The sequence below is a fragment of the Paenibacillus sp. FSL H8-0537 genome (genome assembly GCF_038051995.1).
Lineage (GTDB): Bacteria > Bacillota > Bacilli > Paenibacillales > Paenibacillaceae > Pristimantibacillus.
Genome location: NZ_CP150290.1, coordinates 1,742,524 through 1,758,470, shown reverse-complemented (window position 1 = coordinate 1,758,470; position 15,947 = coordinate 1,742,524). Strand labels below are relative to the sequence as shown.

The following is a 15,947-nucleotide window of genomic DNA, read 5'->3' as shown; positions in this document are numbered from 1 at the left end:
AGTTTTGTCCGATCGTATTCGGCTAGAAGCGCTCGCGTCTTTTCTGAAGGCGAAGCGTGCTGGAATTAAGCCGCAGGCGGTAGGCTTGCCGGCCGGCATTCGGCGGCGTACGCCAGGACTCCGCAGGGAGGAGGTGGCGCAGCTGGCGAACGTCAGCGCAACCTGGTATACGTGGCTGGAGCAGGGACGGGACATTCATGTGTCCTCCCAAGTGCTGGAGTCGATTGCAGGTGCGCTGCTGCTGACAGCGGATGAACGCGACTATATTTTTGGACTGGCGTTTGGCCATCATGCGGGGACGGGTGGGGGCGGCTTGAAGCTGGAAGAGGCGGAGCTTAAGCTTAGCCCTTCCTTGCAGCGGATCTTAACGGAGCTGCGCTATTGCCCGACCATTATTTCCGACCGGCATTGTCATATCGTTGGCTGGAACGAGGCCGCTGCGCATGTATTCGTCGATTTCAAAGCCATTCCCTATGCCGAACGGAACCTGATTCGACTCCTATTTACACGCAAGGAGCTGCGCAGTCTGGCTGTCAATTGGGAAACGTTCGTGGAAGGCTACCTTGCAATCTTCCGCACCTATTACGGCCAATATGTGGGCGATGATTGGTATGATCATTTTATCGGGGAAATGTCGCGGCTCCATCCTGAATTCGAAACGCTATGGCAGCGCAGCCAGGTTAGCCGCTCACCGGAGGTCACGATCGAATTTCGCCACTCCAAAACAAGCAAAATGCTGTTCGCCCTGACCTCCTTTCAAGTACTCGGCACCGTAGACCTGCGTTGCACCGTCTATACCCCAGTGGAGGAATCCGGAACAGAGGAGAAGCTGCGGCGATTATTGGGTACTTCATAATATCCCCCTTCTATTCCATGGGGACAGGAAAGGACTGATCGCGGAGCATGAATGTACTTCAGATTTCGCTAGTTGGAGATAAAGATGCCTTTTGTGAGCCGTCTTATTTTACGGTAGAGGGAGACATCGTTTATGTCGCATTGAACAAAAACAAGCCGCAAACACCACAAGTGCTTGCCGGCGAGCTTGCCGCGGTAAATAGGCTGACTGGTGAAATCGTCTGGCGTTATACGCTGCCGAATCATGCGGCATTATGTGATGAAATCAATGCAATCCCGCTTCTGTTTGAAAATAGCATCATTATCGCTTCCCGCTACAGTTGGAGCTCGCTTGATCGGGAAACCGGTGCTGTTCGTTGGTCCAAAGCTTTTAAAGATCTTAGCAGCAATAACCTGTCTTTGATTGATGGGACGCTTTTCTGCTGCCGCGGTACGGAGATCCAAACGATTGACCCGTTGACTGGCAAAACGCTGTCTAAACGAAAGCATCGGGTTAAGTGGCTGGACTCTGCTATTCAAAAGCATCAAGGCAGATACTTCGCAGCTACCGGAAGCTCTAAAATTATTGAGATTGTCCCAAACAAATGGGACATCGCTCATGAGTTTAAATATGCGGGCGGCTGGGCGATCGCTGCGACTCCACATTTTCATGGGCAGCTGATGGTTTCCAGCAGCTATGCTGGCGAGATCATCGCCTTCAATTTGGCCAGCAATGAGCCCGAATGGAAAATGAAAAAAAAGGCCGGTTCGCGGCCACAGCAAGCTTTTTTAGCAGGACAAGCGTTGTTCTATGACGGAAATACGGATCATAAGCTCCAGCTGGTGGAGCTTGCTCCGAAGAAAAAGCTTTGGTCCAGACAACTGACCCGCATGCAGGCTTGCCATATTCGCAGCGAAGCCGAATTCCTAGCTGTATGGCAAACGGCTGATCGAACCTTTAACCTAGGACGCTTCGACATGCTCACCGGCGAGCTTATCTGCTACGTCACCTCGTTTGGAGAGGGAGATTGGAGCCTGTACCCGTATGATCTCTGGAGCGGGGTTGCCATTTATGAGGACGAACGCTGCATCGTTACGAATTTTAAATCGAAAGAGCTCATTGTCATCAATATATAGCATGCTTATTTTCGTTCCATGCAAGGCGCGCTTGTGAAGGCGTACCGGGGGTACGTCAAGCGAACGGAACGAGGCAGGGGTGAAAAGGCGGTGAAAGTGCCACTGAACGGGTTTTCAGACACGCCCTAATATACGAATAACTGGCCTTCTGGCCATTTTCCTTTCCAGCCGCATGGGCTATGTCCAGATTGATATACTTTTAACAGTTCCGTATAAAATCCAGATTCGATATAAGGGCTATAGGCATGTTCCATCATAGCCGTCAGCAGGTCCCACTTCACATTTTCAAATACCGATTCGTTTAGATGATTATTTTTTACGAACAATGAGATATCATTCAAGACTCCATTTTTCAAAAGCATTTTTGCTTCATTCGTTATGGGATTCCACTGTCTATAGGCTTCAAGATATTTCTTATGCAGAGATACGGTTAGACCGTTTCTAATTTCTAATTTGAAGTTATCCCATCTGGCATTGAGGCTCTTCTCTGCCTCTCTCCAGTTATTCACAAAAGAAAAATCATAATGGAGGGTCTTTTCCCCACACTTGCTAAACCAAGCTATTTCAGCAATTTGTTCATTGTAGAACTCCGTTACTGTTTTCATAAATGCTCCTTTGATTTCGATTTTATTGTTCTAGGATGTGTATGCAACAAACCGTAGACGGTCTGCTGCTGGTTGCTTAGCGCTAATTCGAGGCCAATCTCCTCTGACGATTCATGGCTAAAGGGACCGCAGCGGCTAGCATTTGTTGCTGAGATCGAAGGTGCGGTAGCTGGGGCTAGAGCTAAGAACACGCAGTTCGGGAGGGAGGCTTCCTGCTTTTTTGGAGGACTGAGGTACCGCTATTCTGGCTTTTGATGTGATATCAGACAGCGCGCGGACAGGAAATCCGTTATTGCCCTCAATATCCCTTCAAAATGGCTTTTGGCAGCGTAATAGCGGCTCCTGAGTCCGAAGCCTGCGCCAAAACCCTTGATTCTGTTGAAATAGCTGCTGCTGTGTCCGCCAAATTTTTCAAGTTTTAAGAATGCAACCATTGAAAAGCGATATAACCGGTTCAAGGCTTACCAGCATCAGCACTACTTCATTTGTAATCGGGAGTATTTTCAGATTGAACCTTAATTACTATTAAGTATATTTTTAGATAAATGTCTGCTATCGAATTTATTACCCCATCCTCTGTTTTCTTTTATAGAATATTTTAAAAATGGTTCAATGCTTGGTAATGGTAAACGATTAATCAGCATCAAATTCACAAGTCTCTCCAATGAATTTAGACTACTTTCACCATAGCCTTCAATTTCAGTATACACATGGCTGATACCAAGATCATAGATACCACGAATTAACTTATCAATTGAAACATCAATATTTTGATACAAGTTGTACAAATATTCAAACTCCTGTTTACTTAACCAGAACGATAAATAATGTTCTCTGAATCTTCCTCATTTTCTATCAAGACTACTTTTGTGAATAAAAAAATCCTTTACAATAGATCGGAGAGGTAGACCTGTCCATTAATCCATTGAATAGGATATTAGCATAGACAATCATACTTTATTATCTTTATTTGGAAAATGACTCGCGCTGATCTGTACAAAAATGTCACAACTGTGGTGGAAGAACTTGCTATTTATAATAGAAGTAACGATGCTTTTTTTCCAGCTAGAGCTGCATATCCTGCTTCTTTCTAGCTGTAAATAAGCTCTCCGCTAGTTCGCCATGGCGAACTAGCGGAGAGAACCGCATCTTTCCTCTGGCGACATCGCAAGTCCCCATTGGATGAGCTTCTCGAAAGGCGCGCTAATGCGGCGATGGTTATACGATCTTACCGCGGCGAAATTATCTTCAAACAGACGCTGCCGTACATCAAGCGGCGCATTCCCCGCAAAAATAGAATAGAGTGTAGCCGCTAGACTATAAATATCAGATACGGGCTCCTGCCGCGACGTTTCGAATAAAACTCCAACGGCGAATAGCCGCTTGAAGTAAAAATAAGCTGCTTCCCAGGATTTCCATAAGGAATCGCCGTGCCATTTGCTTCTATATAATCCGTGTAAGCTACAATTTGCGGGTAGCCTCAGCTGCTTCAAAATAATCGCTTCCTGCGCAAATACGCAAAGCAGCTCGCGAAATTTCTCGGCAAAGGCAGGCCCGCAGCCTACCGTTAAATGTAAGAGTGAATTTTTCATAAAAAAAGAGCAGCCGATTAGCTGCTCCCTGTTTATGGCTCTATTAGATGGTTTACTTCATTATTAATGAAGCTTTAATCAAGCTGTTCAAAAATGGCTTAGCACTCGCCAGCTTCAGCAGGCTTGCCCGCGTCCGTCGCTGTGCGGAAGCTGCTTCCACAGCCGCATGTAGCGCTCGCATTCGGATTCTCGATCGTAAACCCTCCGCCCATAGCGGATTCCTTCCAATCGATCTCCAGGCCGTTCAGATAGCGCAGGCTACTTTGATCAACGACGACTCTCAGACCCGTCATATCCATTTCCTGATCATTCACGGACTGCTCATCATCAAAACCCATACTGTAGGAAAAGCCGCTGCAGCCGCCTTCCTTCACACCGATGCGCAGGAACATTTCCGGAGTTCCCTCCGCTTCCAGCATTTCTTTTATTTTATCAGTTGCCGATTCACTGATTGTAATCATCATTCATTACCTCCCTGCAAAATACGATTCTAATGCATGCTTATACATATAGTATACTCCTCTTTATGAAACAGCTCAAGAGTGCTTTGCCCGCTTCCGTTTATGGCAAAGCTATGACTTAATAGTTGCCGCTGCAACCATAGAGGTTTATAATAATGTCATCTCAAGGTCTTATATTTTAAACCAAATCGGATCAGCAAGTTACTTTTTTCACAATTAGCCCAATCAGTACCGACAGTGATGTCCTTATCTGAGGTTGACCCGATTGAGCTGACGATTGCATTCGCCGGCCATCTTTTTAATAGCAACACCACTCGGAAAAATTGAAGGAGGATGCCGATATGTTTATCGCGGTACCTACAGAACAGAAGCGTATGCAGGAAATTATTGAGAAGGTTCGAAACGGGCAACGGCTGACGCTCGAGGATGGCGTATTTCTGTATGAGTCAGATGATTTGCTGACGATTGGCCAACTCGCGAACGAAGCGAACTTGCGCAAAAATGGCAATAAGGTTTATTTTATCGAAAATATGAGCCTTTATTTCACGAACGTATGTGAAGCACACTGCGCATTTTGCAACTTCCGGAAAGATGAAGGCGAGCCTGGCTCCTACACGCTGACTGGGGAGCAAATGATCGAATACGTCGAACAGCATATTCATCCGGGCGTACGCGAATTCCATATTGTTGGCGGCCACAACCAGCATGTGCCTTTTCAATATTATGTCGATTCCCTGAAAGCTTTGCATAAGCAATATCCAGATGTCACGCTGAAGGCTTATACAGCAGCAGAAATTGATTTTTTCTCGCGGATTAGTGGTTTGACGTACAAAGAAGTGCTCCAAGAACTGATGAATGCAGGGCTGAAATCATTGACCGGCGGCGGCGCCGAAATTTTGTCGGATCAATACCGTAAAAAAATGCGCGTAACGAAAGCCGATGTGTCGCAATATCTTGATGTTCACCGCACGGCGCATAACCTTGGCCTAAAAACACATACAACGATGCTGTACGGCTCCATTGAGAGCAAAGAGGATCGCGTAAGACATATGCTTCAAATTCGTGAGCTGCAGGATGAAACAAATGGCTTCTTGGTCTTCATTCCTTTGTCGATGCAGCCGATAAATCCTAAAGCGGGCATTAGACGCCGCAACTCCGCTTTCGAGGATTTGAAAACGATCGCGATCAGCCGTCTCATGCTCGATAACTTCCAGCATATTAAAGCATATTTTATTAATATTGGCACACAGCTGACGCAAGTCGCCCTGACGATGGGAGCTTCCGATGCTCACGGAACAATTGTGAAGGAACGCATTAGCCACGCCGCAGGCGCCCTTACGCCAGAAGGCATTACCCGTGAGGATTTGATTTGGCTTATTAAAGGTGCAGGACGCGTTCCAGTTGAACGTGACACCTTCTACAACGAAGTTAAGATCTATGAGTAATCATCTGACCAATCACATATATTAAGGCGTGTATGCATAGCGCAGGATCTGCTTCCGGTTTACATGCACACCCTTGCAGCATCCATGACTGATCAGATTAATAATAATGCGGGGTTGAGGCGTAAATGAGAAAATTAGTAATTTTAGGTGGCGGCTATGGCGGCCTGGCGATTGTTGAAGAACTGATTGAGAAGCATATTCCACTTGATGTATCCATCGTTCTAATTGACCGCATGCCGTTCCAAGGCCTGAAGACAGAATATTATGCTCTCGCTGCCGGAACCGTGTCCGATCTGGAGCTGCGCGTCAAGTTCCCGACGGACTCGCGCGTGAGCACGGTTTATGGCGAGGTTGACAATCTTGATCTCGATAATAAGCTGGTCTATCTGGAGCAGCAAGACCCGATCTCCTACGACTGGCTCGTTATCGGTCTTGGCTGTACGGATAAGTACCATGGCATTGAAGGGGCAGAGGCGTTCTCTACGAGCATTCAAACGTTTTCTGCCGCACGTAAAACGTATCAACAGCTTAATGACGTCAAGCCTTATGGACAGGTCTCAATCGTAGGCGGCGGTCTCAGCGGCGTTGAAGTAGCTGCCGAGCTGCGTGAAAGCCGTCCGGATTTAAACATTCGCATTATTGACCGCGGTGCAGGCGTCATGTCTGCTTTCCCAGGCAAGCTGCAATTGTTTGTCGCAGAATGGTTTAAAGGCCACCAAGTTGAAATGCTCGGCAATGTTTCCCTTTGCAAGCTTGAACAGGGCGTCCTGCACGATCACAATTCCAGCAAGTCGCTGCTGAGCGATGTAACGGTATGGACGGCAGGCATTCAGCCGGTGCCAATCGTACAGCGTCTGGACTTGCCGAAGGATAATCAAGGTAGGCTAATTATTGATGAGCACCATCAGCTCCCTTCCCACAGCGGCGTGTTCATCGTCGGAGATTGTGCTTCACTGCCCTTCTCCCCAAGCGGACAGGCGGCTGGCGCGCAAGGCAAGCAAATCGCTGAAGTCATGCAGGCCATTTGGCATGACAAAACGCCCCGGCTTGGCAAAATCAAGCTCAAGGGCGTTCTCGGTTCGCTCGGCAAAAAGAGCGGCTTTGGCATTATGGGCGGCACACCGCTTATGGGCCGTGTACCACGCCTCGTAAAAAGCGGCATTTTATGGCGGTCCAAGCGCCACTTCGGTTAAAGATCGTCCAGCAGCTTGTCAAGCGCGTCACGATCGGTCTCTTGGCGAATAATAGCTTCATGAATTTTGCCATATAATTCATCAATGGTATCGGCGGCGACAATTTCCCCCTCGACGAGGGCAAACGGCTTTAAGTAGCATTCGCCGCAGTTGCCTAGACAGCCATATTCTGTAATTTCGTAGAGATCCTCTTGCTCGAATTTCTGCATAATGTCCACGGTTCCATGGTGGGCATTGCTTGTACAATATTCAATCATTGTCTTAAACATAAGCTTTACACCTTACCTTGCTGTAGGTATCCATTTTCAATTGCACGACTTTGTACTATAATAAGACAGAAAGGAGATGATTGCAATGAGTGAACAAGCACAAAGCACAATGTACGATGAAGTATTGGACGTACTGGATAAATTGCGTCCGTTCCTGCAGCGCGACGGAGGAGACGTCGAGCTCGTAGACGTTGAGGGCGGTATCATTAAGCTTCGCCTGATGGGAGCATGCGGCAGCTGCCCGAGCTCCACAATCACGCTTAAAGCTGGTATTGAGCGCGCACTGCTTGAAGAGGTTGAAGGCGTAGTCGAAGTCGTTCAAGTATTCTAAGCGTACGCTAAAGCAAGCTATAGCGAAAGCCCGGTGTCCTCAGAGGACTACCGGGCTTTCGCTGTTTGCATGTTCTATTCAGCTGCGGGCAGGCACTTGCATATGCTCGGTTCACAAACCTTTAATATTAGGACGAATCGGATCAAATCCGCCCGTGACATTAATAATATTCCCCGTTAAAAAATCCGACCGCCGTTCACATAGAAAGGTGATTACCCGTGCAACATCTTCACCTGTACCGGGCCGACCAAGCGGTGATTCCGCATCCTCCTGGCCTTCTACCTCGGCAATCGTCCGTTCCTTGTTCGCCCCGCGAATGTCGCCAGGGCCAATCATATTGACAGTAATGCCATAAGCAGCTTCTTCAACGGCAAGCGATTTCGTAAAGGAAACGAGACCGGTTTTGGCAGCCGCATATACAGCTCGGTGGGGCCAAGCCCGCGCTTCTCCCGCGTGGCCAAACCCAAAATGAATAATTCTGCCCCAGCCACGGCTGCGCATGCCTGAAAGCAGCTTGTGGTCCAGCAGCATGACGCTGAGCAAATTGCTGTTAAGCATGTCCGATATGTCGGCAAACTCATATTCGGCAAACAGCCGCCGCTCTCTAACAAACGGTCCCGCATTGTTGACCAAAATGTCGATGCCGCCCCTCCAGCTTGCCGCTTCATCAGCCAGCTTCGTCGCGCCCTCCATCGTTGAAAGATCAGCCTGCACAATGATAGCGCTTACTCCGAGTTGTTCGATTTCTTTTTTCGTTTGCTGGGCTTCCTGCTCGCTCTTGAAATAATTAATGACGATATGACAGCCCTGCTTCGCAAGCTCGATTGCCGTTCTTTTGCCAAGACCTTTGGCGCTCCCTGTAACAAGCGCCGTTTTCCCGTTCAACTCCAACAGTGCTTCCTCCCTGCGATTACGAATCAATTATCTTTTTCGTATATAACCGCAAGCGTACTGGAACGTAAGGTATAAAGTATCGGTCACCATTGCTACTCCAGCCGCCAGGTCTTGTGACTGCGCCATGATGTTTTCTAGCTTTACTTCCAGTCCATAGCCTTTATGGCTTTGCACAAGATCATCAAGCATTTCGGAATTCATATAATGAATTTCTGCATTGCGCCGTTTCCGCAGGCGTGCCATCGGCTCCCGCGTTAAGCCTTTGACCTCATCAAGGCCGCCTGTCAGCGGTCGATGAACACCGCGCTCGCGCATATTCCGCAGCACCGTAAAATAGGAAAAATGCGGCTTTATCCGCTCTGTCTTCATGGCAAGCAGATCATTTAGCAAAATGCCTATTTTATCAAGCAAAGCGAAAACGCGAATGAACGCATTTTTGTCAAAATAAACATAACGCTGGTACATAAGATACTCATCGGATTGCATTTGGCTGACCGAGCTGGATTTGATTTTCTGCTTGAAGCGAAGCGTTGCATAATGGCTTTGCTCCAGCTCATTCAAGGAAGAAATTAAACCGCGTGTCCAGATCTCATACGTACGAAGCTTATGATCTACATCCTTGCCCGCCTCCACCTTGCTATGAAGCTGCGATATAAACTGCTCCATTAAACACACCGTTTCACCGTGTCGTCCCTCTAATGCCCGTTCTGGCTCGTCAAACAGAAATCGCAACATCTTGTGTGCCTCCGTCCCCTCTAGGCTATCTAGCGCCTTCCCGCAGCCTCCAAGAACGCACCAACATATCCATTATAACGCCGAATAGTGCACTAACAATGAGATTATGCAATAAATTTGTAAAAACAAACCAATTTGAATTTGTAATCGTCAATGTGAGCAGAGCTCCACTTAATACTTGCGTCAGCACGAGAATGAGCGCGAGCTTAGCCATGGGAGCCAGCCCCCCATTTGCGCCACTTTTCCTGCGAATATGCAGGTATACGCCAGCAATCGCAAGAGACAATATAACGGCACCTATGCGGTGAATGAATACAATCGTCTCGGCTCCTTCAAAGTCAGGAATGACTTTCCCGTTGCATAACGGCCAGTCCAGACAGCCGCCGCCGGAATCGGTATGCCGAATATAAGCGCCTAAATATATGACAACGTAAATATATACCGCCAGTCCTAAAAGACGTGGAAAAACAGATCTTGGCACTGAAAATTCGACCGCTCGCCCATCCCGATTGCGATATGCCCATAAAACGAGCAATAGGGTAGAAGCAAATGCCATAAGCGATATGCCAAAATGAATCGCCATCACCCATGGAGATTGCGGCCATTTTACAGCAGCAGCGCCCATCAGTGCTTGTACAACTGTGAAAAATAAGGAGCTGCTTGCGAATACAAGCGGCTGCTTATAGACGATTTTGTCTCGTCTAAACAACATAATCGACGCAATAAACATCCCTACGACCAAAAGTCCTTCAATACCCGTTGTAAGCCTATGCGTGTATTCGATAAGCGATTCTAATGTATAGGCTGGTATAAATTTTCCATGGCATAATGGCCAGTCATCTCCACAGCCTCTGCCAGCATCCATGTTCGTGACCAATGCACCGTTCAGCAGTATGATTAGCATGCCTAGAGATGTTGCAACTGAAAATTTGCGAAAACGGCTTGAAACCATTCGTACAATCACCTTTTTTCGTTTGAATTACCACTCATTATAGCCATAAAATATGCCAAAAGCCATGTTGAAAATGTGACACTTGTCCATCAAGGCTCTAATTATGATGCTTCTGTGACCATAAAAAAATCCGTGCGACGGCGCCGCACGGACTTTGCAAATTGTGCTTATTGGTTTTCCGCCAAAGCATCGGATACTTGCAAGGCGCGATCCACAAACTGTTCGATCTCCTCACGCGACTTCCGAAGCTTATTAACGAACCGCACAACTTCCTGGCCTTTGCGAAAAGCAAGGAAGCTTGGAATGCCGAGAATATTCAGCTCGGATGACAAATCTGGCAAATCATCGCGGTCAATTTCGTAAAAAACCGCTTTGCCCGAATACTGCTGCTCAAGCTCCGGCATAAATGGCTCAATGTAATGACAATCCTTGCACCACGTTGTTTTGAATACGATAACCGTCAGTTCATCGGCCTGCACAGCTTCCCGGAAGGAAGCATCTGTCGCTAATTTAAGCATTTGTTCATTCCTCCTTCTTATCCAACTTCACGTTCAATGACTAAATATTTCTCTGAGTCGTAATAAGATTCCCATTTCAAAGATGCGCCAAGCGACTTCGCAAGATTGCGGGCTGAAACATAAACCGTTCCGCTTACAGTAGTTGTCGGATAAGACCATTTCACCGACTTGCCGTTTACGATGGCGGTATCGCTGCCGCTTTTCACCATAATGGTTGTATCAGTCGCCTTATCGAATAGCGTCAGCTGCTTCGTTTTCTTATTATAGGAAATCGTAGCGCCAAGCTGCTCCGCCACATCACGCAAAGGCACAAGCGTAATATTCGTAGGAGTTATAATTGGCGGATTGCCATAATCCTGTGTATAAAGCTCTACCGTCTGAACGCCCACATGGAACGTATTTTTTAACAGATCATAAGCATAGGAGCTTTTGTCAAACCATTGCAGTGTTTCGTAGCCGTTAAGGCCGTACATATCATCCAGCTCAATGGCATTCTCGCTAACGACTGGAGCTTCCGCCTTCACCGCTTCGTTCACATTCCATTTCTGGCTCTCGGAGCGAATGACGATGCTCATTTGCGTCTCAGGCTCGGTATCGCCAAGCGTAATGCTTGCCTCGACTACTTGCTTGCGTATGTCAAGCTTGCTGTCCACATAAACATCTGTCTTCAGTGTTGTAGCCTTGTTGAATACAGAATCGAGGAGAAGACCGTCCTCCTCTTCCTCTATCGCCTGCAGTTCCTCCTGCAAATACGCAAGCTCTTCTGCAAGGCTGTCTGCCATTTCTTTAATCGTATCCTCTTGTGTAGGGCCATCAAGCACAACCGGCTGGTCAAAAGGATTTACTTCACCAATCGCTTCCCATACTTCAGGATGGCTGGAAAGCACTTCTACGAAGCCTTTAACCATATTGTCCAGACCAGTACGGTCGCTTACGAGAACATCAACATATTTTTTAATCCATGTCCAAATTGCGGGACCATTCAGCTCCGTATGAACTTTCATCAAGGATACCGATTGACCATTAATCGATTCCTGCACCGCATTTACTGAAATTTGATCGGGATTAGGCAAATTATTAATAAAATAGCCGCTTATGGCATCGATAATTTCTTTGCCCAGCTCAACGAGCGAGGCGTCTGCCGGACCATCCGTTACGGACTGTCCAATCGCGCCAGAAATACCCATTAAGGAAGGCAAGCCCGCTTCGCTCATGTCCAGAGTAAAGGGCTGCTTCGCCCCTTCAATTTCTACGACCGCCGTTGTATCGGACATTTTGAGTGAAAAGCCAATGGAAATCGTGTCAGCCAGCAGAAGCTTGCCGCTGTAAGATACATGTGTGTCATCCTGTACCTTGATATTTGTCAGCTCAAGCTTTGCACTGTTGATCAATTTCATAATCGCGAGTTCATCTTCGTCCATATTTTCAAGGTCTTCTTCACTTAAATTTAATTGCAGCGACAACGTTTGCTCGCCCTCATAAGAAGTAACCTTAAGCGAGTTCGTAATCGCCTTATTCAGATCGACACCGCTAATAGCCTGACAGCCCGCAACAAACACAAGCACCAAGGCCAGCAGCAAGGCGACCCCTTTTTTTATGCTCCCCAGCTTTTTCAATGTACGTAACCCCTCTCGCCAACAAATTAAAAATGAATAAAATCCTCTTTATTGTACATGAGCCTAAGACCGGTGTAAATGTATGGAAACAAGAGAAAGGATGCAAAAATCATATCCATTCCTTATTTTTAATGAAGCTTACACCGCAGCACGGCCAGTCAGCCTGAACAGCTTGGCAAACAGCTTGCGAAGCGGTCCAGGGAATGTTTTGACATCCTCCGCTGTCACGACGCGCAGCAAGATGAGCAGACCCAAATACAAACCGCCAATAACGACGCCAGCAGCAATGAGAGAAATCAGATAGGCCAGCCTATCCGGCAATGCAAAGCCTTCTAACAGCCATCTGAGGCCTTTGTCCACTCCCCAGCCTGCTGCCATCGAAATGAGTACCGCTGCAAAATAAGGCACCCAGCGGCGACCCAGCACGTTGAATTGCACATAGCTGCGAATGGATTGCAAATTAAACCAAGTAATAAAAATAAAACAAAGCGTGGATGCGGCAATAAGCCCATACATACCGAATATCGGAGCTAATACGAAGCTGCCCAGCAGCTTGAGCCCAATACCAATTAATGTGTTGTACATCGCTAACCGCGGTCTGCCCAGCCCGAATAATACCGAATTGCTGATCATCATCGTCGCTTGAAAAATCGTACCTGCTGTCAAAGCCGCCACAATGCCGCTGCCTTGCGGCCCTGTAAATAGCAATCCTGTAACCGAATAGGCTAGAACAGCAAGCGTCAGTGCCGCTGGAATGCCTGTAAACAGTACAATACGCATAACGAGCGACGTTTGGCGATTAACCTCTGACATATTCCGCACGGAAAAAGCAGAAGATATTACCGGAATAATTGAAGTACTTAGCGCGATCGCCAAAATCGGTGGAATACCAGCAATGGATTGCGCCTTCCCTCCAAAATCAGCCAATACCTCGACTGCCTGATTATAGCTGTAAACGCCCGCCCGCAATTTCATGAGCAAGTAATTATCAACCATATACATGAGTTGAACCGTTATTGCTGTAACGACAATCGGGATGGAAATCGAAAATATTTCCCGGTAAATAGCGCGATACGGAATACGTGAGGCCTCGGCTTTTTGTAAAGCAACCGTTTGAGCAGCCTCGCTGCCTGCTGGCATTTTGTCCAGTTCGAGCTTGTCCGTCCGGCGCAGCTTGACTGCGTACCACACCATCACCGCAATAGCGCCTATCGCTCCGAAAAAGTTGCCGAAGGACGCTGCCGCTGCTCCCATCTGGTCACCCCAGCCCCAGGCGAGTACAAGAATCGCCAAGCCGACACCGACAATAACGCGCATAATTTGCTCCATAATTTGCGAGAGCCCGCCCGCCATCATCAGCTGGCGCCCTTGAAAATAACCGCGCATCATGGCGATTAGAGGAAACAAGAGCAGCGTCGGCGCTATCGCCCGAATGGCGAATACTGCGTCAGGCAAATCTTGAGATGCTGCCAGCTGTGGTGCAAAAACATACAACAAAGTAGACAAGATTAGTCCTGTTACCAGACCGAACAAAAGCGCCGCCTTATAAATGCGCTGCGCTTCCTGCTGGCGGCCAAGCGCATAACGCTCGGACACCATTTTGCTAATGGCACTCGGGATGCCCCCTGTTGCTACAATAAGTAAGGTTAAATATAGATTATTAGAGACGGTAAAACTTGCCAAGCCTTCTTTGCTCAGCATATGCTCCAGCGGCACCCGTTGGAAAATACCAAGCATGCGGGCGACCAGTGCGGCCATGGCTAAAATCAATGTTCCTTTAATAAGTGAATCCTTCTTCATAGCGGGTATGTCTCTCTTTCGAATGCAAGATTATGGTTTAACGAGTGGCTCAAGCGGCTGGTGATTGCCGCGGACGGGTACTCCAGCACCCGTAGGCTTTGCCCAATGAACCGCATTTTTAATTACTTGCAGCACTTGTTCATTGTAATAGGTTGGATATGTTTCATGACCTGGTCGGAAGTAAAAAATCTTCCCTTGGCCGCGGTAGAAGGTGCAGCCGCTGCGGAACACTTCACCGCCCTCGAACCAGCTTAAGAAGATGAGCTCATCCGGTGCGGGAATATCGAAATGCTCGCCGTACATTTCCTCATGCTCAATAGTAATGTACTCCGGCAAGCCTGCAGCAATTGGATGGGCCGGATTCACGGTCCAGATACGTTCCTTCTCGCCTGCTTCGCGCCATTTCAAATCGCAGCCGGTGCCCATTAGTTTTTTGAAAATTTTCGAAAAATGACCGGAATGCAATACAATGAGTCCCATGCCTTGCATGACGCGCCCATGCACACGTTCGACTATCGCATCCTCGACTTGATCATGACCCATATGTCCCCACCAGATCAGGACATCTGTATTGTTCAGGCGTTCTTCGGTCAGCCCGTGCTCTGGCTGATCAAGCGTAGCTGTAGCGATTTCAAATGAATCGGTGGCGATGCCTGCTGCCAGAGCGTTATGTATGCCATCCGGATAAACGCGCAGCACCTCTTCGTGCACCTTCTCATGCAAAAACTCATTCCAGACCGTCACTTTAATCATCGATTCTCAGCTCCCCCAAAAATAATAAAACGATTTCAAAACGTTGTAGGTCATGTTGTCTGCTTTTATGCTTTTATGCTTTTATGCTTTTAAGCTTTTAAGGTTTTTCCTACAAAAAGCGAAGGATTGTCTGAACTGCTTTGTGTGAAGGTTGTTGATGAAAAAGGCGGAGCGGAGTAAAAGGTTTGGATTTGAGAAGCGGAGCGTTCGCCTTTGCCCCAGAAATTATACCGCTGAGCGGATATATTCAAAAATTTCTGGGGCAACAGCGATCGAAAACCAAACCTTTTACGCAGCGCAGCACTATTTTCATCAATCAGCTTTTAAACAACCAGCCAAACAATAAAGAGCACAATCATGATGGACTGCAAAACAACCTTCACCACCACACTAGTCAGCAGCCCGACAAGCGAGCCGATACCTACCTTCGCAGCATGCTTCCACTCCTGAACGACGAAAAACTCGCCGATGACCGCGCCCACGAATGGGCCGATAATGAGACCGAAAGCTGGAATAACGAATGGTCCCAATATAAGACCGATGGTACTGCCGATTATAGAGGCCTTGGAGCCGCCAAATCGCGTGACGCCCCAGGCGCTGACCGCATAATCCGCTACGAACAAGACAACGACGATGAGCGTTTGCAGTGTCCAAAAGACCCAGCCGAACGGCTCAAAGGTAATGCACAGGCCATAAGCAAAAAACGCGGCGTAAATGGCAAGCGCCCCCGGCAATATCGGATACACCGTACCCGCCATGCCGACAATAAATAAAATGATAACGAGAGACCAGCCTAAGATGTCCAAGCCGTT

The 15,947-nt window shown here is 47.6% G+C and carries 18 protein-coding genes; 5 read left to right on the top strand and 13 right to left on the bottom strand.

What is annotated here, in order from left to right:
* Positions 1-4 precede the first annotated feature (4 nt).
* Both MHB80_RS07330 and MHB80_RS07325 read left to right on the top strand, forming a co-directional pair.
* Positions 5-856 (top strand): helix-turn-helix transcriptional regulator, encoded by an 852-nt coding sequence (locus MHB80_RS07330; protein WP_341281545.1) that lies wholly within the window; start codon positions 5-7, stop codon positions 854-856.
* A gap of 47 nt (positions 857-903) precedes the next feature.
* Entirely contained in the window at positions 904-1,971 is a 1,068-nt protein-coding gene (locus tag MHB80_RS07325; protein WP_341281544.1) for a PQQ-binding-like beta-propeller repeat protein, read from the top strand.
* Positions 1,972-2,096: 125 nt separating this feature from the next.
* Here the strand turns inward: MHB80_RS07325 and MHB80_RS07320 are convergent, their stop codons facing one another.
* From MHB80_RS07320 to MHB80_RS07305, 4 genes are all read right to left on the bottom strand, one after another.
* The gene (locus MHB80_RS07320) at positions 2,097-2,576 is read right to left on the bottom strand and encodes a hypothetical protein (protein WP_341281543.1); all 480 of its coding nucleotides are present in this window, start codon (positions 2,574-2,576) and stop codon (positions 2,097-2,099) included.
* 515 nt (positions 2,577-3,091) lie between these two features.
* Positions 3,092-3,364 carry a hypothetical protein gene (locus MHB80_RS07315; protein WP_341281542.1) on the bottom strand — a complete coding sequence of 91 codons (273 nt, stop codon included), beginning with the start codon at positions 3,362-3,364 and terminating at the stop codon, positions 3,092-3,094.
* A 342-nt stretch (positions 3,365-3,706) separates the two neighbouring features.
* Positions 3,707-4,168: a hypothetical protein gene (locus MHB80_RS07310; protein WP_341281541.1), complete on the bottom strand. Its 462-nt coding sequence runs from the start codon at positions 4,166-4,168 to the stop codon at positions 3,707-3,709.
* Positions 4,169-4,266: 98 nt separating this feature from the next.
* Entirely contained in the window at positions 4,267-4,629 is a 363-nt protein-coding gene (locus tag MHB80_RS07305) for an iron-sulfur cluster assembly accessory protein (RefSeq protein WP_341282890.1), read from the bottom strand.
* A gap of 341 nt (positions 4,630-4,970) precedes the next feature.
* Between MHB80_RS07305 and mqnE the strand changes: the two genes are divergently transcribed.
* Positions 4,971-6,074: an aminofutalosine synthase MqnE gene (gene mqnE, locus MHB80_RS07300; RefSeq protein WP_341281540.1), complete on the top strand. Its 1,104-nt coding sequence runs from the start codon at positions 4,971-4,973 to the stop codon at positions 6,072-6,074.
* A gap of 125 nt (positions 6,075-6,199) precedes the next feature.
* Positions 6,200-7,267: an FAD-dependent oxidoreductase gene (locus tag MHB80_RS07295; protein ID WP_341281539.1), complete on the top strand. Its 1,068-nt coding sequence runs from the start codon at positions 6,200-6,202 to the stop codon at positions 7,265-7,267.
* Here the strand turns inward: MHB80_RS07295 and MHB80_RS07290 are convergent.
* Positions 7,264-7,536: a YuzB family protein gene (locus MHB80_RS07290; protein ID WP_056039283.1), complete on the bottom strand. Its 273-nt coding sequence runs from the start codon at positions 7,534-7,536 to the stop codon at positions 7,264-7,266. The two genes, MHB80_RS07295 and MHB80_RS07290, sit on opposite strands and share 4 nt — an antisense overlap.
* A gap of 85 nt (positions 7,537-7,621) precedes the next feature.
* Here MHB80_RS07290 and MHB80_RS07285 point away from each other — a divergent pair, with 85 nt between their 5' ends.
* Positions 7,622-7,867, top strand: a complete 246-nt coding sequence (locus MHB80_RS07285; protein ID WP_338555000.1) for a NifU family protein — start codon at positions 7,622-7,624, stop codon at positions 7,865-7,867.
* Positions 7,868-7,978: 111 nt separating this feature from the next.
* Here MHB80_RS07285 and MHB80_RS07280 read toward each other — a convergent pair whose 3' ends face one another.
* The 8 genes from MHB80_RS07280 to MHB80_RS07245 all read right to left on the bottom strand — a co-directional run bounded on the left by MHB80_RS07280 (position 7,979) and on the right by MHB80_RS07245 (position 15,941).
* Positions 7,979-8,752 carry an SDR family oxidoreductase gene (locus MHB80_RS07280; RefSeq protein WP_341282889.1) on the bottom strand — a complete coding sequence of 258 codons (774 nt, stop codon included), beginning with the start codon at positions 8,750-8,752 and terminating at the stop codon, positions 7,979-7,981.
* Positions 8,753-8,788: 36 nt separating this feature from the next.
* Positions 8,789-9,496 (bottom strand): Cthe_2314 family HEPN domain-containing protein, encoded by a 708-nt coding sequence (locus tag MHB80_RS07275; protein WP_341281538.1) that lies wholly within the window; start codon positions 9,494-9,496, stop codon positions 8,789-8,791.
* A 25-nt stretch (positions 9,497-9,521) separates the two neighbouring features.
* Positions 9,522-10,448 (bottom strand): COX15/CtaA family protein, encoded by a 927-nt coding sequence (locus tag MHB80_RS07270; protein ID WP_341281537.1) that lies wholly within the window; start codon positions 10,446-10,448, stop codon positions 9,522-9,524.
* 167 nt (positions 10,449-10,615) lie between these two features.
* Positions 10,616-10,966, bottom strand: a complete 351-nt coding sequence (locus tag MHB80_RS07265; protein ID WP_341281536.1) for a thioredoxin family protein — start codon at positions 10,964-10,966, stop codon at positions 10,616-10,618.
* A 17-nt stretch (positions 10,967-10,983) separates the two neighbouring features.
* Positions 10,984-12,582, bottom strand: a complete 1,599-nt coding sequence (locus MHB80_RS07260; protein WP_341281535.1) for a copper amine oxidase N-terminal domain-containing protein — start codon at positions 12,580-12,582, stop codon at positions 10,984-10,986.
* 138 nt (positions 12,583-12,720) lie between these two features.
* Positions 12,721-14,382, bottom strand: a complete 1,662-nt coding sequence (locus MHB80_RS07255; protein WP_341281534.1) for a polysaccharide biosynthesis protein — start codon at positions 14,380-14,382, stop codon at positions 12,721-12,723.
* Between the two features lie 30 nt (positions 14,383-14,412).
* The gene (locus MHB80_RS07250) at positions 14,413-15,135 is read right to left on the bottom strand and encodes a ThuA domain-containing protein (RefSeq protein ID WP_341281533.1); all 723 of its coding nucleotides are present in this window, start codon (positions 15,133-15,135) and stop codon (positions 14,413-14,415) included.
* Positions 15,136-15,458: 323 nt separating this feature from the next.
* Positions 15,459-15,941, bottom strand: a complete 483-nt coding sequence (locus tag MHB80_RS07245) for a DUF456 family protein (RefSeq protein WP_341281532.1) — start codon at positions 15,939-15,941, stop codon at positions 15,459-15,461.
* Positions 15,942-15,947 lie beyond the last annotated feature (6 nt).

Bases quoted from the DNA above. Each gene is read 5' to 3' on its own strand.
- MHB80_RS07325 (WP_341281544.1), top strand. From the start codon at position 904: ATGAATGTACTTCAGATTTCGCTAGTTGGAGATAAAGATGCCTTTTGT.
- MHB80_RS07320 (WP_341281543.1), bottom strand. From the start codon at position 2,576: ATGAAAACAGTAACGGAGTTCTACAATGAACAAATTGCTGAAATAGCT.
- MHB80_RS07310 (WP_341281541.1), bottom strand. From the start codon at position 4,168: ATGAAAAATTCACTCTTACATTTAACGGTAGGCTGCGGGCCTGCCTTT.
- MHB80_RS07305 (WP_341282890.1), bottom strand. From the start codon at position 4,629: ATGATTACAATCAGTGAATCGGCAACTGATAAAATAAAAGAAATGCTG.
- mqnE (WP_341281540.1), top strand. From the start codon at position 4,971: ATGTTTATCGCGGTACCTACAGAACAGAAGCGTATGCAGGAAATTATT.
- MHB80_RS07295 (WP_341281539.1), top strand. From the start codon at position 6,200: ATGAGAAAATTAGTAATTTTAGGTGGCGGCTATGGCGGCCTGGCGATT.
- MHB80_RS07290 (WP_056039283.1), bottom strand. From the start codon at position 7,536: ATGTTTAAGACAATGATTGAATATTGTACAAGCAATGCCCACCATGGA.
- MHB80_RS07285 (WP_338555000.1), top strand. From the start codon at position 7,622: ATGAGTGAACAAGCACAAAGCACAATGTACGATGAAGTATTGGACGTA.
- MHB80_RS07275 (WP_341281538.1), bottom strand. From the start codon at position 9,496: ATGTTGCGATTTCTGTTTGACGAGCCAGAACGGGCATTAGAGGGACGA.
- MHB80_RS07270 (WP_341281537.1), bottom strand. From the start codon at position 10,448: ATGGTTTCAAGCCGTTTTCGCAAATTTTCAGTTGCAACATCTCTAGGC.
- MHB80_RS07265 (WP_341281536.1), bottom strand. From the start codon at position 10,966: ATGCTTAAATTAGCGACAGATGCTTCCTTCCGGGAAGCTGTGCAGGCC.
- MHB80_RS07255 (WP_341281534.1), bottom strand. From the start codon at position 14,382: ATGAAGAAGGATTCACTTATTAAAGGAACATTGATTTTAGCCATGGCC.
- MHB80_RS07250 (WP_341281533.1), bottom strand. From the start codon at position 15,135: ATGATTAAAGTGACGGTCTGGAATGAGTTTTTGCATGAGAAGGTGCAC.